18 protein-coding genes and 1 pseudogene are annotated in these 16,762 nt (G+C 72.7%); 9 read left to right on the top strand and 10 right to left on the bottom strand.

Annotation, left to right across the window (positions count from 1 at the left end; translation table 11 throughout):
• Nucleotides 1-80: 80 nt before the first annotated feature.
• On the bottom strand, nt 81-914 hold the full coding sequence (locus AB0F72_RS26435; RefSeq protein WP_360436172.1) for an NAD(P)H-binding protein: 834 nt from the start codon (nt 912-914) through the stop codon (nt 81-83).
• 105 nt (nt 915-1,019) lie between these two features.
• Here AB0F72_RS26435 and AB0F72_RS26430 point away from each other — a divergent pair, with 105 nt between their 5' ends.
• Nucleotides 1,020-2,111, top strand: coding sequence for an AraC family transcriptional regulator (locus tag AB0F72_RS26430; RefSeq protein ID WP_360436170.1), 1,092 nt, complete (start codon nt 1,020-1,022; stop codon nt 2,109-2,111).
• Between the two features lie 268 nt (nt 2,112-2,379).
• On the opposite strand, the pseudogene AB0F72_RS26425 reads toward AB0F72_RS26430, so the two are convergent.
• Nucleotides 2,380-2,520, bottom strand: a pseudogene (locus AB0F72_RS26425) (aminoglycoside adenylyltransferase); the annotation flags it as partial.
• Nucleotides 2,521-2,640: 120 nt separating this feature from the next.
• Here AB0F72_RS26425 and AB0F72_RS26420 point away from each other — a divergent pair.
• Nucleotides 2,641-3,774, top strand: a complete 1,134-nt coding sequence (locus tag AB0F72_RS26420) for a discoidin domain-containing protein (RefSeq protein ID WP_360436168.1) — start codon at nt 2,641-2,643, stop codon at nt 3,772-3,774.
• Here the strand turns inward: AB0F72_RS26420 and AB0F72_RS26415 are convergent.
• Nucleotides 3,767-4,861, bottom strand: a complete 1,095-nt coding sequence (locus AB0F72_RS26415; RefSeq protein ID WP_360436166.1) for an alcohol dehydrogenase catalytic domain-containing protein — start codon at nt 4,859-4,861, stop codon at nt 3,767-3,769. The two genes, AB0F72_RS26420 and AB0F72_RS26415, sit on opposite strands and share 8 nt — an antisense overlap.
• Nucleotides 4,862-4,983: 122 nt before the next feature.
• Between AB0F72_RS26415 and AB0F72_RS26410 the strand changes: the two genes are divergently transcribed.
• Nucleotides 4,984-5,472 carry a hypothetical protein gene (locus AB0F72_RS26410; RefSeq protein WP_360436164.1) on the top strand — a complete coding sequence of 163 codons (489 nt, stop codon included), beginning with the start codon at nt 4,984-4,986 and terminating at the stop codon, nt 5,470-5,472.
• 57 nt (nt 5,473-5,529) lie between these two features.
• Here the strand turns inward: AB0F72_RS26410 and AB0F72_RS26405 are convergent, their stop codons facing one another.
• Both AB0F72_RS26405 and AB0F72_RS26400 read right to left on the bottom strand, forming a co-directional pair.
• Nucleotides 5,530-6,165, bottom strand: a complete 636-nt coding sequence (locus AB0F72_RS26405) for an HNH endonuclease family protein (protein WP_360436163.1) — start codon at nt 6,163-6,165, stop codon at nt 5,530-5,532.
• Between the two features lie 113 nt (nt 6,166-6,278).
• Nucleotides 6,279-7,013 (bottom strand): DUF4352 domain-containing protein, encoded by a 735-nt coding sequence (locus AB0F72_RS26400; protein WP_360436161.1) that lies wholly within the window; start codon nt 7,011-7,013, stop codon nt 6,279-6,281.
• Nucleotides 7,014-7,108: 95 nt separating this feature from the next.
• Here AB0F72_RS26400 and AB0F72_RS26395 point away from each other — a divergent pair, with 95 nt between their 5' ends.
• A complete protein-coding gene (locus tag AB0F72_RS26395; protein WP_360436159.1) occupies nt 7,109-7,798 on the top strand; it encodes a GNAT family N-acetyltransferase in 690 nt (229 codons plus the stop codon).
• Between the two features lie 34 nt (nt 7,799-7,832).
• On the opposite strand, the gene AB0F72_RS26390 is transcribed toward AB0F72_RS26395, so the two are convergent.
• The 5 genes from AB0F72_RS26390 to AB0F72_RS26370 form a co-directional block, all read right to left on the bottom strand.
• Nucleotides 7,833-8,180, bottom strand: coding sequence for a hypothetical protein (locus AB0F72_RS26390; RefSeq protein WP_360436157.1), 348 nt, complete (start codon nt 8,178-8,180; stop codon nt 7,833-7,835).
• 122 nt (nt 8,181-8,302) lie between these two features.
• A complete protein-coding gene (locus AB0F72_RS26385) occupies nt 8,303-8,455 on the bottom strand; it encodes a hypothetical protein (RefSeq protein WP_360436155.1) in 153 nt (50 codons plus the stop codon).
• 48 nt (nt 8,456-8,503) lie between these two features.
• The gene (locus AB0F72_RS26380) at nt 8,504-8,911 is read right to left on the bottom strand and encodes a VOC family protein (RefSeq protein WP_360436153.1); all 408 of its coding nucleotides are present in this window, start codon (nt 8,909-8,911) and stop codon (nt 8,504-8,506) included.
• Nucleotides 8,912-8,921: 10 nt separating this feature from the next.
• Nucleotides 8,922-9,359, bottom strand: a complete 438-nt coding sequence (locus AB0F72_RS26375) for a helix-turn-helix transcriptional regulator (protein ID WP_360436151.1) — start codon at nt 9,357-9,359, stop codon at nt 8,922-8,924.
• Nucleotides 9,360-9,416: 57 nt separating this feature from the next.
• On the bottom strand, nt 9,417-11,030 hold the full coding sequence (locus AB0F72_RS26370) for a GGDEF domain-containing protein (RefSeq protein WP_360436149.1): 1,614 nt from the start codon (nt 11,028-11,030) through the stop codon (nt 9,417-9,419).
• 82 nt (nt 11,031-11,112) lie between these two features.
• On the opposite strand from AB0F72_RS26370, the gene AB0F72_RS26365 reads away from it, so the two are divergent.
• The 5 genes from AB0F72_RS26365 to AB0F72_RS26345 all read left to right on the top strand — a co-directional run bounded on the left by AB0F72_RS26365 (nt 11,113) and on the right by AB0F72_RS26345 (nt 16,136).
• The gene (locus tag AB0F72_RS26365) at nt 11,113-12,306 is read left to right on the top strand and encodes an MFS transporter (protein WP_360436147.1); all 1,194 of its coding nucleotides are present in this window, start codon (nt 11,113-11,115) and stop codon (nt 12,304-12,306) included.
• 89 nt (nt 12,307-12,395) lie between these two features.
• Complete coding sequence (locus tag AB0F72_RS26360; RefSeq protein WP_360436145.1) at nt 12,396-13,475, top strand: endo-1,4-beta-xylanase; 1,080 nt, start codon at nt 12,396-12,398, stop codon at nt 13,473-13,475.
• A 62-nt stretch (nt 13,476-13,537) separates the two neighbouring features.
• Nucleotides 13,538-14,188: a hypothetical protein gene (locus tag AB0F72_RS26355; RefSeq protein WP_360436143.1), complete on the top strand. Its 651-nt coding sequence runs from the start codon at nt 13,538-13,540 to the stop codon at nt 14,186-14,188.
• A complete protein-coding gene (locus AB0F72_RS26350; protein ID WP_360436141.1) occupies nt 14,185-14,694 on the top strand; it encodes a hypothetical protein in 510 nt (169 codons plus the stop codon). Before AB0F72_RS26355 ends, AB0F72_RS26350 begins: the two co-directional genes overlap by 4 nt.
• A 20-nt stretch (nt 14,695-14,714) precedes the next feature.
• Entirely contained in the window at nt 14,715-16,136 is a 1,422-nt protein-coding gene (locus AB0F72_RS26345; RefSeq protein ID WP_360436139.1) for a hypothetical protein, read from the top strand.
• Nucleotides 16,137-16,762 lie beyond the last annotated feature (626 nt).

Raw genomic sequence — 16,762 nt, 5'->3', positions numbered from 1 at the left:
GCGCCGGGAGGGGGAACAGGCGCTGGGAGGTGGATCGGGCGGCGGGAGGTGGATCAGGCGCCGGGAGGTGGAACGGCAGGCTAGGTCCGCGCGCCCGGCCCGGCGATCCGGCGCAGGGTGACGGCGATCTCGGTGGCGCAGCGGACCCGGCGGTCGCCCACCGGCTGCAGCAGGCCGTCGGCGTCGGCCGCGTAGAGCGCCACCAGCTCCTCGGCCAGTTGCGGGGGAACCGGCAGCGCCTCCCGCCAGCCGGCACGCGGCACGGTGACCACCTGCAACGGCCGGCCGAGCAGCTCGCCGAGGGCCGTGGCGACCTGCCGCTCGGTGTACTCCGGCGCCTCCAGGACGACGATCTCGCTCGCCGCCGGCGGGTCGATCAACGAGTGCGCCACGGCGGCGCCGATGTCGGTGGTCGCGACCATCGGAACCGGGACGTCGGCGTCGTCGCCGAAGACCGGGTAGATCCCGGCGCCGGTCGCCGCCTCCAGGACGGTCTCCACCTTCTCCTGGAAATGCGGCGACCGGATCGCGGTGACCGTGGCACCGGTGGCGCGCAGCAGGTTCTCCAGGTGGTGCAGCCAGCGGATCGGGCCGGTGCCGGCGGCCAGGTCGGCGCCCCAGGACGACAGCACCACCACGTGCGGGACACCGCTCGCCTCGACGGCGGCGGCGATCGAGGCGGCGAGCCCGCGGTGCGCCTCGTCGGTGAACGGCGCGACGACGGGCAGCAGCACGAACGCGCCGTCGCATCCGTCGAACGCCTTGGTGAGCGCGGCGGTGTCGGCGAAGTCAGCGACCGCGTCGTGCTCGTGGGCCGGGTTGCGGACGATCCGGCGGACGGGCCGGCCGGCCTCGGTGAGCGCTCGGGCGGCCGCGCCGCCGACGTGCCCGGTGACTCCGGTGATCGCGTACATGTGGTCCTCCTCGGGTTTGGTAGGCCTCCAGTCAAATCGCAGGTGGTGAGACGATCCATGTTCGTGCGCCTCGTTCGCATGTTCGTCCGTCTACGCTGCGGAGTCATGGACCCGCTCGGAGACCTGCTCGACGGCGTGCGCGCCCGGACCGCCGCGTTCTGCCGGTCGGTGCTCGATCCGCCGTGGGCGCTGCGGATCGTCGACGAGGCGCCGCTCGGGCTCGCCACGCCGCTGCGGGGGCACGCGTGGGTGGTGCCGGACGACGGCGAGCCCACGTTCGTCGACGCCGGGGACGTGGCGATAGTGCAGGGACCCGCGCCGTACACGGTGGCCTCCTCGGTGGGTGTCGAGCCGACCGTTTTCGTTCATCCCGGCAACCGGCTGGTCACGGCCGGCGGGACGGACATCACCGCGGAGACCCGGCTCACCGCCGGCACCAGCGCGCTCGGGCTCGGCACCGGCGGCGCCGGCACGCTCGGACTCGGCACCGGCCGCGCCGGCACGCTCGGACTCGGCACCGGCGGCGCCACGGTGATCGCGAGCGGCGCCTATCAGGTTTCCAGCTTCGTCAGCGGCCGGCTGCTCGCCACCCTGCCCACCGTCGTCCGGGTGCCCCGCGAGCAGGTCCAGTCACCGATCATGGACTTGCTGCACGCCGAGGTGGAGCGGGACGAGCCGGGCCAGCAGGTGGTTCTCGATCGGCTCCTCGACCTCGCCCTGATCGCCACGCTGCGGGCCTGGTTCGCCCGGCCGGCCGGCGATCCGCCCGGGTGGTACCGGGCGCACGGCGACCCCTGCGTCGGCCACGCTCTGCGGAGCATGCACGAGGAGCCGCACCGGCAGTGGACGGTCGCCGGGCTGGCCACCGCCACCGGGGTGTCCCGGGCGGCGTTCGCCCGCCGGTTCACCGCGCTGGTCGGGCAGCCGCCGATGACGTACCTGACCCATTGGCGCCTCGACCTCGCCGCCGAGTCGCTGCGCACCACCGAGGCCACGATCGGCTCGATCGCGCGCCGGGTCGGTTACGCCAACGCGTTCGCGCTGACGGTGGCGTTCAAGCGGGTCCGGGGCGTGACGCCGCAGCAGTTCCGGGCGGGTCTCGCCGCTGTCCGAGCGCCGCTTGCAGCAGCCCCACGTCCCCGGCGTCCTTCGGCCGCCTCGGCAACCCCGGGACCCAGACCGGCATCGATTGCTTGATCTCGATTTGGGCGTACGGGCTGACCACCGCGCACGTGACATCCCCGATCCGGCATGCCGGCCAGTCGAGCAGGCCGGCCGGCCAGGACTCGCCGGCCCACGGTCCCGCCGCGACCTTCAGATCCGTGGTGAGCAGCGCGAAGCTGAGCTCCACGCCGTCACGCAGGAACTCCAGCTGGTGGTCGTGCGGTAACCGTTCCCAGCCGCAGGCGGTGAGCGCGGCGGCGATCCGGTCCGCGTCGGCGGCCATCGCGAACCAGTCGACGTCGCGGTGCGGGCGGGTCACCCGGCCGAGGAAGAAGTCCATCGCCCAGCCGCCGCGCAGCCACACCGGGATGCCCAGCGCGGCGACCTCCGCGATGGCCGTGAGCTGGCGTTGCGTGCCGGAGCCGGTTCGGTCCGTGAACACTTCGGAGTCCTTACAGTGACGACACGCGAGGGTGATCGGCGTCACGCCGGCGGTGTTCGCGCAGCGCCGGCCGGGTGCCCGGGCGGCACCGGGACGCGGTGTGCTTTTCCGGACATGAGCATGCGTCAGGATACGGCGCTGCGGCCGCAGAGCGCGCGCCGGACGTATCGCGGGGAGACGACGACAGTGAACGGCAACGCACCAGATCCGGCCGAGGGGCGCGACGCGGCGGGGCAGCGGCGGCTGTCCCGGGCGGAGAGTCTGCGGCTGACCCGGATGCCGCAGCGGCCGGTCGCCCGCACGAGCGATCCGGCCGGGCCCGGCGCGCCGCCCGCTGTCGCGGCGCCGGCTCGGAACGCTTCCGCGACGCCCGGGCGGGGCGAGTCCGCGCTGCTCGGGCGGACCACGCTCGCGGCACCCGGACGGGACGACTCCGGGCGGCTCGGGCCGGATGCGCCAGCGGCGCCGGGGCGGCCGGCCGGCGGGCGGAAAGGCGTTCGCCGGGCTGTCGTCGGGGTGACGGTCGCGGTTGTCGCACTGGCGGGCGCCGGCTGGGCGTACCGGATGGAAATCGCGGAGGCGGGCAGCGAGCCCGCGCCCCCGCCGGTGGCCGAGCCGGTCGGAAGCGGGGTCCTGCCGAGTGCGCTGGCCCGGCCTCTGACCGAAAGTGCTCAGGGCGCGCCGCTGCCGGGAGGCGTCTCGGCAGCGCCGCCGCCGGGAAGCGCCCCGGCCGCGCCGCTCGCGGCGAGCGCGCCGGCCGCCGGACAGGTGTCGCGTTCTCCGGCCGGCAGCGCGGCGGCGAGCCCGTCGGGGCCGGCCGGGTCGGGACCGGCCGGGACGAGCAGCCCGGCCGGGAAGAGCAACCCGAGCGGGGCCAATCTCGCGCTCGGCGGCGTGGCCAGCGCGTCGGCGGTGGAGGGCGATGCGTGGCTGCCGAGGAACGCGATCGACGGGGACGAGACGACACGGTGGTCGAGCGGCTTCTCCGACCCGCAGTGGATCAAAGTGGATCTGCGCCAGCGGTGGCGGATCTCCGAGGTGACGCTGGTGTGGGAGCACGCGTACGGCGTCGCCTACCGGGTGGAGACGTCGGTGGACGGTACGAAGTGGAAGGCCGTGTACTCCACCACGGCCGGCAAGGGCGGCGAGGTCGCCATCGACGCCAAGGGCGAAACAGCACGTTATATCCGGATGTACGGTACGAAGCGTAACGGCTCCTACGGCTACTCCCTCCTGGAGCTGCGCGTCACGTGACCAGCGGGATCGACGGGTCGGGGCGCAACGCCACCTTCACCGCGCCCGCGCGGGCCCCGGCCGTGGCCGTCGCCAGCGCCGCCTGCCAGTCGTCCAGATCGTGCACGTGTGTGACCAGGCCGTCCGCCGGGAACGACGGGTCGCCCAGCCACTCCACCACGCGGGCCATCACCGGCGGCGCCGAGTTGACCGTCCCCTGCACGGTGAGCTGCCGGTTCCACACCAGGGACCAGTCCACCTTCTGCTTGCCCGCGCTGCCGATCAACACCAGCATGCCCGCCGGGCGCAGCAGGTGCAGTCCGAGGTCGATGGTCTGCGGCGCCGCCACACAGTCGAACACCACGTCCACCCCGTCCACGAGGATCGGCGTCCGCGTCATCCGCGGCCGCAGCACCGCCCCGAACGCCTCCACCGCCCGTGGCCCGGACGGCAGCGTGCGGGTCGCGCCCATCGTCTCCGCCCGCGACCCCGGCCCGATCACCGTGATGTCGAGATCCGGGTGGAGGCGCCGCAGCGCCGCGGTGAGCAGCAACCCGATCGTCCCCGGTCCGATCACCACGGCCCGGTCGCCGCGCCGCTCCCAGCGCAGCGCCGCGTGCAGGGCGATCGAGGCGGGCTCGGCCAGCACCGCGCGGCGGGACGGGATCGCGCCGACCGGGTGCAGCTGGGTCTCGTGGGCGACGAGGCGTTCACCCCAGCCACCCCCGAGCGCCGCGTCGAATCCCTGCGCCGGGCTGGTCTGGCGTTCGCAGACGTTCGGACGGCCGCCCCGGCAGGAACGGCAGAGCGTGAAGCCGCGCTGGGCGCAGGAGAGCACCGGATCCAGGGCGACCCGTTCGCCGGTGGACTCCACCACGGCGACCATCTCGTGCCCGAGGATCTGCCGCCGGGCGGTGTAGAACGCGCTGAGCACCAGTGACGACTTCGCGTGGGCGACCGCCACGTCGCTGCCGCAGATGCCGGAGAGCTCGGGCCGCAGCACCACCCAGCCGGAGCCGGACGGCAGAGCCGGCTCGGGCGCGTCGTCACGCAGGGTGAGCAGAGAGGGCCGCCCGGCGGCGGTCAAAAGGTAACGAGGGACGGACATTTCGGCGACCACTGCTCGCATTACGTGATGTTGCCATTGCGGCCGGTCGATGCGGAAGACCTAGGTCACAAACCCGTTGCCCGCAGACGCCCGCGATGACCGGATCGGTAACGTGGCCCGCCATGCGAGCAACCACCGCAGTGATCGCCACAAGCGTCCTGCTGACCCTGGGCCTGACCGGCTGCGCCAGCAGCGACGAGACCACCACCGCTCCGGGCGCCGCCACCGCGGCCTCCGCCGCGGACCTGTCCGGCCTGGACGAGGGCACCGCGACCGCCTGCACGCTGGCGGAGAACGCGGTCCTCGGCAACGCGGGCCACGACCTCGACCTGGAGTCCGCGAGCCAGATCGTCACCGCCGGCAAGTCCGCCAAGAGCACGCTGATCACCACCCAGACCGGTGCGCTGGAGTTCAGCGTCCGCAAGGCCCAGGCGGCGGCCGGCAACCCGGACGAGCAGACGCTGACCGCCGCGGTCAGCAGCGAGATCCTCAAGTTCCGCACGGTGTGCCAGGACGTCGCGGCCCTGAAGGCCAGCATCCCGTCGGCGAGCACGGGTGGCTCGGGCGCGAGCGCCGACCCGGACGAGCCGGTCGACCGCAGCGTCCGCTGAGCGGTTTTCCCGGCTCACATGCCGCCGCGCGTGGACTCACGCGCGGCGGCGACGGAGCTAACCGCAGGTGTTCAGCATGGCCTGCAGGGCGGTCTTCTCCGCCGGCTGCAGGGTGAGCGCCCAGTAGTACTTCACCGCGATCCACATCCGGGCGTACGTGCACCGGTACGACGTGACCGACGGCTGCCACGTCGACGGGTCCTGGTCGCTCTTGGCCTGGTTGACGTTGTCGGTCACGGCGATCAGCTCGGGACGGGTCAGGTCGTTCGCGAAACTCTGCCGCTTGCTCGTGGTCCACGCGCTCGCACCGGACCGCCACGCCTCGGCGAGCGGCACCACGTGGTCGATGTCGACGTCCGAAGCCGCGGTCCAGGTGGCCCCGTCGTACGGCGAGTACCACGACCCCGACGTCGCGGCGCACGCCGAGCTGGTCACCACGCCGGACCCGTCGCGCTTGAGGACGGTCTCCCGGGTGTTGCAGGTCCCGCTGATCGTGACCCAGTGCGGGAACAGGTCCCGGTCGTAGCTGCCGGCGTTCGCCTCCGCGGCGACGGTCAGCGCGTTCAGGTAGGTCTGCGCGGTCGCCTTCGCCGGAATGCCGGTGGGCGCGGCCTCAGCCGGGGTGCTGAGTGCGGTGACGCCCAGGACGGCGGCCAGGAGTGCGGGGATGAGGGGACGGAGGGACAGGCGCATGGGGGCTCCCATCGATGACGATGTCCGGTGCGGACACGCATAGATCTACGGGAGCCGAACGTCACGAGATGTCGACGTACGTGAATTCCTTGTGTCTGAACAAACAAGAACAATCACCCACGCCGCAGCGGTACCCGCACCCCCCGGCTGAACATCACCTCGTGCAGGACCAGGGTCGTCAGCCGGGTCCCGCGCGGCACGTCGAAGACCAGCCGGCCCTTCACCGTGTGCCCCGGGCCGATCGACCGGGTGAAGTCGGGGTGCTTCTGGTTCGCCCAGGTCCCGGCGATGGTGTCGGGGTGGTGAACGCCGTCCTCGGCGTCGCGGGCCAGCTGCGGCATGTCCAGGAACGCCGTCGGGGACGTGCCGATGTTCGTCACGGTCAGGTCGATCAGGCAGAACTCGCCCTGCGCCGCCGCGCCGTACGCGGCCGGGCCGACCCGCTCGCCGCCGCACGTCATCGCCGTGACGGTGAACTCGAACCCGCCGTCGCGGGCCGGCTCGCCCATCGCGCCGGTGACGGCGTGGTCGCCGCGCTGGTTGGCGTCGAGCTCGGCGGCGGTGACGCCGGCTTCGATCGCGCCGGGGCCGTTGAGCGTGAACGCCGCGATGCCACCCAGCAGCACGGCGGCGGTGAAGCCGCCGGCGACCCGGGGCCACAGCGCCCGCCGGCGCGAGGCGCGAGCCGGAACCGGGATACGAACCGTGGCCTGCCCCGAGTCGGGCTCCACGACCGCCTCGCCGGGCTCCGGCACCGGCTGCCCGGGCTGCACGACCGCCTCGCCGGGTTCCGGCGCCGGCTCGTCGAGCGTCGACGGCGACTCAGAAACGGAAGGCTCGAAGGTCACCCTCGACCAACACGCTCGGCACGCTCGCGGCGATGGTCCGATCGGACACGCGCCACCGTCGATCGGACAAAGAGCGGGCCGTCTACGATGCGGCCATGATCGAGATGCACCTGGCGAACGCGGCGGCGATGTGGGCCTCGCACACGGCGGGGGTGGTGCGCGGCGACGGATATCTGCTGGCCGAGCACCCGGCCGGCGCGCGGGTGATCCTGCTCGGCGCCGAGGCGCGACCCGATGAGGTGCTCGATCTGGCGCCGCGGCGGACGCTGGTGGTGGAGGACGCCTTCGGCGTCGTCGAACCCGGGCCCGGCACTCGGCAGATGCCGGTGATGATCCGGCGGCCAGGGCGCGTGGCCGCGCCGATCACGAGGGTACGGGTGAGCGAGGTCCACGATCCGGACGAACTGGCCGCGGCGGAACGCGTGATCGTCGACGGGTTCCCGCTGCCCGCCTATCAGCCCTGGTCGCCGGGGCGGGCGCTGTCACCGGACCTGCTGGCGACGCCGGGCTGGCGGGTGTGGCTGGGCCGTCACGAGGGATCGCCGGCGGCAGCCGCCTACACCTACGACGACGGTACGGCCGTCGGCGTCTACTGGCTGGCGACGCTGCCCGAGCAGCGTTCCCGCGGCGCCGGCCGGGCCGTGCTGACGGCGGCTCTGGCGGCCTGCCCGGACCGGCATGTCACCCTGGTCGCGACGGAGGCCGGCCGCCCGCTGTACGAGTCCGCCGGTTTCGTGACGGCCGGTGTCGCGGCGTGGCACACCCGCCCGCCGTGCGAGCCGTGACCGGCGAGCGGAGGATCCTGGCGGTCACGGCGGGTCACGCGATCTCGCGGACCGCGCCGGTCGCGCTGTCGTAGACGAACGCCCGCAGCGGCGCGGCGGCGACCGGAGCGATGCTGGCCGGGCCGACAGCGGTGGCCGACCCCGCAGCGGCGGCCAGCCCGAAGGCGAGGGCCACACCGGTGACCGGTGACGACGGGACCGCGGAGGTGATCGGGGCGACCGCGACACCGTGGTCGGCGGAGCGGATCGCGGCGGTGCTGCCGGCCGTGCCGAGGACGACGGCGGCGGCCATCGCGGCGCCGCGCATCCGCCAGCGGATCGGCGTCACGGCGACGGCGGCGGAGGACTGGGTCTGCGGGAAGCGAATCGCGAAGTCGGTCATGACGATTACTGTCCGCCCAGCTCTTGGCCCTGACCCATGAGTGATCTGTGGGCTTCCTGTGCGCCGGGGAACCCCGGGCAGCAACCGGCCCGGGGCGGAACCCCCGGGCCGGTGCGAGTGGATCAGTCGGTCGGTTCGGGCTGCGGCGGCGGCTTCCCCGGGTCGTCGTCCCGGCGTTCCTCGTCCGGCCGCTGCGCCTTCTCGCGTTCACGGATGTCGTTCAGGTCGACCGGGCGTTCGATGTCCGGCTGCCCGTTCGGGTCGGTGGCTGTCATGCCGGCCTCCTCTCGGCAACAGGAGGAATACCCGCCGGCAGCCGCTAATCACTTCTTCTGGTTGATCCGGATCATGTTGCCGGAGGGGTCGCGGAAGGCGCAGTCACGGACACCGTACGGCTGGTCGATCGGCTCCTGGAGCACCTCGCCGCCGGCGGCCCGGATCCGCTCGAACGTGCCGTCGACGTCCTCGGTGGTGAAGATGACGCCGCGCAGCAGGCCCTTGGCGAGCAGCTCGGCCATGGTCTCCCGGTCGGCGGGGGAGGCGTTCGGGTCGGCGAGGGCCGGTTCGAGGACGATCTCCACGTCCTGCCCGGGCGCGCCGAGGGTGATCCAGCGCATCCCCTCGTAGCCGACGTCGTTGCGGACCTCCAGGCCCAGGGCGTCGCGGTAGAAGGTGAGCGCCTTGTCGAAGTCGTCAGCGGCGATGAACGTCTGCGCGAGTCGGATCGTCATGCGCCCCACGCTACGGCCGGGCGGTCCGGCGGGCTTCTCCGTTCCTGACCGGTCTGGTGTAAATCTTGGCGTAGCAGGCCGGGATGCCCGCGCCGGCGTCGTGGCTGCGCGCCCGGTACGCGCTCGGGCTCTCCCCGACGAGCTCGGTGAACCGGGAGCTGAACGAGCCGAGCGAGGTACAGCCGACCGCGAAGCACACCTCGGTGACGGACAGGTCGCCGCGCCGCAGCAACGCTTTCGCGCGCTCGATCCGGCGGGTCATCAGGTAGCTGTACGGCGTCTCGCCGAACGCGGCCCGGAAACTGCGGGAGAAGTGACCCGCCGACATGCAGGCGTCCCGGGCCAGCGCCGGGACGTCGAGCGGCTCCGCGTAGTCGCGGTCCATCCGGTCGCGGGCGCGGCGCAGCCGGACCAGGTCGTCGAGCGTCACCGGATCACCATCGCACATTCGCCGGGGAGCCCGCGTGACCCGGTCGGCGGAGTTACCCCGTACCCGATGGGGAAGTCAGCTCGCCCGGCCCCAAGCCTGCTCCGCCGCGCGTTGATGGATTACCGCCAAGCCGGGGTGATAGCTGCGCAAGCAGCCCTTTCCATCGCGTTTCGCCGCATACATGGCGATGTCCGCGTCGCGCAGCAGCGTCTCGATGTCGGCGTCCGGCCCGGCGGTGGCCGCCCCGATGCTCGCGTTGGCGTGGACGGCGGCGCCCTCGTCGACCGGGATCGGCGTCTCCAGCGAGCGCAGGATGCGATTGGCGGTGTGCTCGGCAGCGGCGGTGTCGCAGTCACGCAGCAGCACCGCGAACTCGTCGCCGCCGAGGCGGGCGACCAGATCGTCGCCGCGCACCGACTCGGTGAGCTTGCGGGCCACCCCGGCCAGCAGGGCGTCGCCGGCCGGATGGCCGAAGGTGTCGTTGACCGCCTTGAAGCCGTCCAGGTCGATCAGCAACAGCGAGACGGTGCCCGGCTCGTGGCCGTCCAGCGCCGCGGCCATCTCGTCGTGCAGGTGGGTGCGGTTGGCGAGGCCGGTCAGCCCGTCGGTGTTCGCCTGGCGGCGCAGCCGGATCTCGTGTTCGCGCAGCTCGGCGAGGGTGCGGTCGAGCTCGGAGATGAGCCGGGTGTTGTCGTGGAACGCGACCAGCTGCCGTCCGGCGACCAGCGCGATGATCACGCCGAGCCCGGCGATCACGCCCCAGAGCCGTCCGTTGTCGGCCCCCCGCAGGCCGCCGTTGCGGGCGATGAGCAGCACCATCACGCCGAAGACGATCGCGATCGAGCCGTAGGGCAGCAGGCTGTACGGCTTGCGGCGCCGGGTGCCGAACGCGCTCTGGTCGAACCGGGCGATGATCTCCTGGGTGCGCGGACCGATGGCGATCAGCAGCGACGGCAGGAAGCGGATCGCCAGGGCGTAGGCCGGTAGCGCCTGATCGGTGCCGCCGGGCAGGAAGAACGCGATGCTGTTCACGCCGGCCGCCACGATCATCGGAAACGCGGCCGCCCTGTGCATCGGCGCGTTGCCGTTGAGGCTCATCTTCACCGACGCGAACGCCGAGGTGAGCACCACCGCGCCGGCGGCGAGCGTGGTGACCAGGGCGCCGGTCGAGTTGCTGCCCGGGCCGAAGCACCAGGCCACGACCGCGCCGCCGACCATCACGGTGGCCGAGTCGAGCCAGAACGCGAGCCGATCGCGGCCGGAGCGCTGCGGGTGCGGGTGCAGCAGCATCGCCAGGATGAGGGCGCCGAGCCCGACCGCGAAGCAGATGCTCTGCACGGCGCCGCCGCTGGTCCGGGTGCCGGCGCCGGCGACCAGCACGGTGACCGTCTGGGTGGTGTCCCCGATGACGAAGAGCACGCCGCAGAACGTCAGAACCCACCAGAAGCGCTTGATCGCGCCGGTCGCGATCCGGGAGACCCGCCAGGACGAGTACGCGACGAGCGCGTCGAGTGGCACCTGGAACGCCCAGTAGATCCGGATCTGGGACTCGATGGCGTCGTCCAGCGCGAACAGGAGGATCACCGCGAGGATGGCCCACCAGCTGGCCACGGTCAGCAGCGGATCATGCCGGAGGGCGGGTGCGATGATCTCGCTGCGCTGCTGCCCGTCCTTCAGTGACCGTTCCACGCATGCGTTATCGGCCGTGGCGGCGGGTCCATGAGGGCAAGCGTTATGTACAAGCGTACATAGCGTCTGTACCCTCGTACGCATGTCCGTCACCACCCGCACCGCCCCGCCGCGCGAAGCCCGCCTGGCGCGCGTGGCCGTCGCTCTGGTCTTCCTCACCAACGGCGCGCTCTACGCGAACGTAGTGCCCCGGTTTCCGCAGCTCAAAGCGGATCTCGGGCTGACCAACGCGGCGCTGGGGTCGGCGATCGCGGCGATGCCGCTCGGCGCGCTCATCGCCGGCCTCTTCGCCGCCGCGGTGATCCGCCGGTTCCGCTCCGCGCGGGTCGCCTCGGCCGGCATCGTCCTGCTCGCCGTGCTGGTGCTGCTCGTCGCGTTCGCGCCGAACGTCTGGGTCCTGGCCGCCGTCTTCTTCGCGGCCGGCGCGCTCGACGCGATCGTGGACGTGGCGCAGAACGCGCACGGGCTGCGGGTCCAGCGGGTGTACGGGCGGTCCATCCTGAACTCGCTGCACGGGTTGTGGAGCGTGGGCGCGGTGCTCGGCGGCCTGATGGGGTCGGCTGCGGCCGGCCTGGCGATGAGCCTGCCGCTGCACCTCGGCATCTCCGCCGTGCTCTTCAGCCTGGTCGCGATCGTCGCGTTCCGGTTCATGCTGCCCGGCCCGGACGGGGCCGCCGTTCCCGCGTCCCCGGCGTCGTCCGGCTCGTCGCCGAAGCGCGCCTACTCCGCGCACGCCGTCCGGATGCTCGCGGTGCTCGGCCTGCTCGCCGCCTGCGGCGCGCTGGTCGAGGACGCCGGTTCCTCGTGGGGCGCGCTCTACCTGCGCAACGAGCTGTTCACCAGCGCCGCGGTGGCCGGCCTCGCGTTCGTCGCCCTGCAGGTGGCGATGACCGTCGGCCGGCTGACCGGCGACCGGGTGGTCGACCGGTTCGGGCAGCGCGCCGTGGTGCGTGCCGGCGGCGCCGTCGCGGCCCTCGGCATGGGACTGGCCCTGGCGTTCCCGTCGGTGCCGGCCACGCTGATCGGATTCGCCCTGGCCGGTCTCGGGACCGCCACGCTGGTTCCGGCCGCCATGCACAGCGCCGACGAGCTGCCCGGCCTGCGGGAGGGCGTCGGCCTGACCGTGTCGAGCTGGTTGCTGCGCGCCGGATTCCTGCTGTCGGCGCCGCTGGTCGGGGCGATCGCCGACCTGTCCAGCCTGCGTGTCGGCCTGTTGTCCGTGGTCGCCGCCGGGCTGATCACGGTGGCGTGTTCCCGCGTCCTTCCGGATAAGTGATCGACTTCGATTGACGGGGAGCGTTCCGGTGCCTAACTTACGAGTCAATATCGTAAGTTTCGCGCTCCTCTCCACCGAAGGAGTCACCCGTGAGAAAGGCAATTCTGGCCGTCGTCGCCGCGGCGGCCGTCCTCCTGCCGTTCGCCCCGCCAGCGCAGGCCCACGGCTCGTCACTGCGGGACGCCGCTCCCCGATACTTGCGGATCGGTTCCGCGGTGGCCGGCGGCGGGCACCACGTCGACCAGCCCTATCCGGACCCGTTCCCCAACGACCGCGAATACCGCAGGATCCTCGCCCGGGAGTTCGACTCGGTGTCTCCCGAGAACCAGATGAAGTGGGAGTTCATCCACCCCGAGCGGCATCGGTACAACTTCGGCCCGGCCGACGCGATCGTCGCGTTCGCCCGCAGGAACGGCCAGGTCGTCCGCGGGCACACCCTGCTGTGGCACAGCCAGAACCCGGCCTGGCTGCAGGAGGGCACGTTCACCAAGGCGCAGCTGCGCTCGATCCTGCGTGAGCACATCTTCACGGTGGTCGGTCACTACCGCGGCAAGATCCAGCAGTGGGACGTGGCCAACGAGATCTTCACCGAGAACGGGGAGTACCGGCAGGAGAACATCTTCATCCGGGAGCTCGGGCCGGGCATCGTGGCCGACGCGTTCCGCTGGGCACACCAGGCCGACCCGCGCGCCCAGCTCTTCCTCAACGACTACGGGGTGGAGTGGCCCGGTGTGAAGGTCGACGCGTACGAGACGCTCGCCCGCCAGCTGCTCCAGCAGCGGGTGCCGCTGCACGGGTTCGCCTCCCAGGCGCACCTGAGCATGCGGTACGGGGCGCCCGACCAGCTGGCCGGTGTCCTGCAGCGGTTCGACGACCTCGGCCTGGCGACGGCGATCACCGAGCTGGACGTCCGGATGGACCTGCCGGTCACCGACGAGAAGCTCGCCACCCAGGCGGTGTACTACCGGACCGTGCTGGACGCGTGCCTGGCCGTGGACGGGTGCAACTCGGTCACGCTGTGGGGCTTCACCGACAAGTACTCGTGGGTGCCGGTCTTCTTCCCGGAGGAGGGCGCGGCCACGGTGATGTGGGAGGACTTCCGCAAGAAGCCCGCGTACTTCACGGTGCGCGACACCCTGGCGTCAGCGCCCCGGCACCACCGCCGCTGAGCCACTGCGCCGGATCGTGAGCGAAGCGCTCACGATCCGGCATCGAGGGATATGGTTCTCGGATGTTGCTGGGACCGGACGAGACTTCTGCAGGGGAATGGCACGAACCGGGCTGGGACGACTTCGTCGCCTCGGTGCTGGCCGCGGCCGGGACGCCGGCCGGGCGGCCCCTGCTGATCGCCGTCGACGGGCGGGGCGGCAGCGGCAAGACCACCTTCGCCGAGCAGCTCAGCCGGCGGATCCCCGGTTCGGCGATCGTGCACACCGACGACGTGGCCTGGTGGCACTCCCGCTTCGACTGGTCGGATCTGATGGCCGGCGGCATCCTCGAACCGCTGCGCGCCGGCGCGGCGGTGCGCCTGCGCCCGCCGGCGTGGGAGCGGCGCGGCCGGGACGGGCGCATCGAGGTGCCGGCCGGTTGCCGGGCGGTGCTGGTCGAGGGCGTCGGCGCGTCCCGGCGGGACCTCGCGCACCTGTTCGACGTGGCGATCTGGGTGCGCTCCGACTACGTCGAGGCGGAACGGCTCGGTCTGCTGCGTGACCTGGGGCTCAAGGGTGTCGACCCGGAGACCGCGAAGCGGGAGTGGGACGAGTGGATGGTCGAGGAGAACCCGTTCCTCAGCGCTGATCGTCCGTGGGAGCGTGCCGGGTTCGTGGTCGCCGGCACCGGGGTGGGAACGCCCGGCACGGTCCTGACGTCGAAACGGCCATGAAGCGGATCCTTGCACTCGTGGTCGCGGCCTGCCTGCCGATCGGCGCGGCGGGCTGCGGGGGTGAGCCGTCGGCCGTTGTCCCGCCGGACACGGCGGTGTCGTCGGCCCCGCCTGTCCTGGAGATCCCGCCGCTCGCTGAGGCGCCCTCCACCCCGCTCTCCGTCCCGCCGGAACCCACGCGGTCCCGGGTGCCGGCGGACTGCGGGACCTTTGTGCTGAAACAGGGGGAGGCGCTCCCGGCCGGCGCCGCCGGTTGCCTGCTCGACGCGGCCGGGGCGAAACGTGTCGCCACGCTCAGGGTGACCGCGCCGACCGTCGAGGGCCACCCGATCCCGACCACCTACGCGGCCCGCGCCGACGGCCGGATCGACGTCACCGTCGACTCCCGCACCGACCCCTACGGCGAGCAGGCGATGACCCGCCGGACCTGCGCGACGGCCGATTACGACACGGCGCGAGGCATCGTCGTCGGCGACTGCGCGAACCCGCTGCGCGTCGAGGAGTGACAGCCGTAGAGTGTCGACCCATGTCGATGTTCGTGCGGCAGTTCGTCAGCTATTGCCAGTACCAGGTGTACACCGGTGACGGCGGCGACGGGCTGGAGATCTACACCGTCGGGGACGACCTGCTCCACGTCGGCGGACCGGCCGAGTGCACCGGGTTCACCGGGTTGCACACCGGGGAGATCGACATGCGGATCGTGCCGTCCGCGAGCGAGCCGCCGGTGCTGTCGATCGACGACTGGGACGCGGCCAGCGAGACCACGCTCTGGTGCCCGGACGGCAGGATGACGGTGATCGGGCTGATGTCCGGGCCGCGGGACGGGCTCGACCGGGTGCCCCTCACGGGACACGGATTGATGAGGGTACGGGCCTACGCGCGTAACCGGATCCACGAGTCCGTCCGCACCGAGGAGGACCCGCCCGAGCAGCACGAACTGCATGTGTGGCCGGTGACCGAGGAGACCGGGTCGCGGACGCTCTACGACGACGGGTCGCGGGGAGGCTGGCCGCAGCGGACGGAACAGGCCGCGACCTGGGCGCTGACCCGCCTGCTGACAGCGCCGGGCACCTCGGCTCAGCGGGTCACCGTGGTCCGGCGCCGGGACGAGGCCTGGACGCCACCGGAGACGATCTTCGCCGGGGACCTGGAGATCCGGCTGCGGCGGGTGCGCGAGGGGACGTACACCTGGGAATGGGTGACCGGGCAGCCGATCTTCCCGGATCCGGTGACGCGGCTGCCCGACGACGAGCCGAGCACCGTGCGGCTCACCGTGCAGGACGGGACGCCGACGGTACGCCACGAGGGTGTGCCCGGACACCAGGCGGTGCTCCTCGGCCTGGTCTGGGATCACCTGCTCGGCCTTCCGCCGGGCCGGCCGCCGGCGTGGGAGCAGCCGATGCGCGCCACGGCCGCCGAAGCCACCCGCGCACACGAGGAACGCCGCCGGCGCCGCGTCGAACAGGAGGCCGCCGCATGGGGTGGCGTCCCGCCGACCGAGCGGATGCGCGGCCTGCGGGCACGGGCGAAGGCGTTGGCCAAGCTGGACCGCGCGCTGCTCGACCGGCTGGCCGGCCTGCCCGCGGACCGGCAGCGGAAGGTGGCGTGCTGGGCGGTGCGCCGGGCGATGGCGTCCGCCGCGCTCGATCGGGTGCCGTGGATCGCGCTGTCGCTGGAGGCGGTGGAGGCGGGCGGTCCGCTGCCGGATTTCCTGATCGATCACGGCGAGGCGTTCCGGCGGCTCCTGGAGGACCCGGAGGTGCCGCAGACGCTGCTGGAGATGCCCGGCGGCCCGCGCAACGTCCTGCACCAGGCTGTTGCGTTCCCGGCGCTGCTGGCACTCGGCGAGGAGGATCCCCTGGCGGCGGCGATCGAGGCGGTCTACATCGCCTCGTCCGCGCACGGCTCCGAGTTCCGCGCGTTCCTCGCCGAGGCTCATGACGCTTAGCCCGGCCGCACGCCGCCGCGCCCGTCCCGTCCCATCCCGTCTCGTCCCGGCGGAATAACGCGCAGCGCGCGAGAGCGGGCCGCCCGCCGAGCCCGGTGTCACAGTGGGTTCCGGCGGTGGGGGAGCGCTGCGGGTTCGCGCTGACGGGCGGCCGTGGTCTCCTGCCGGCTCCGGCGGCGATGACGCGCCCCGAGCAAGTCGCCCCGAGAGCATTGCCGCGTCCGGGAGCACTGACCTTGCCGGCTGATCGAGGAGCCGTCGTCCGGTGGGACGTGAGGTGGCGCCGCTCGGTTGTGGATCGTGGAGCGGTGCGGGCGGGCTGGCGCGCAGTGCTCTCGGAACAGGCATCCGGCAGCACTGGTGACCAGCTCGTGTGGCCCGGCTGGCTGTCGGTGTTCTCGCCGGCCCGTCGGGACAGCACTGAACGCCAGCCGGACCGCGCGCTTCCACGATCCACCAGCCGAGAACAGCACTGACTACCAGCTGGACCAGCTGGTAGTCAGCGCGCTCGGCCGCGGCAATGTTCCCGAGGCGCGTCATCACCGCTGCAAGGCCAGCCGAAAACCAGGACCGGACCGCCCGTCAGCACGAGCCGTTGTCACCCAGCGTGCCGACAACCACGGTAA

Source organism: Actinoplanes sp. NPDC023936 (genome assembly GCF_040639325.1).
In the GTDB taxonomy this organism is placed as follows: Bacteria; Actinomycetota; Actinomycetes; order Mycobacteriales; family Micromonosporaceae; genus Actinoplanes.
Note: the sequence above shows the minus strand (reverse complement) of the source record. Positions and strands in the feature narration are given on the sequence as shown.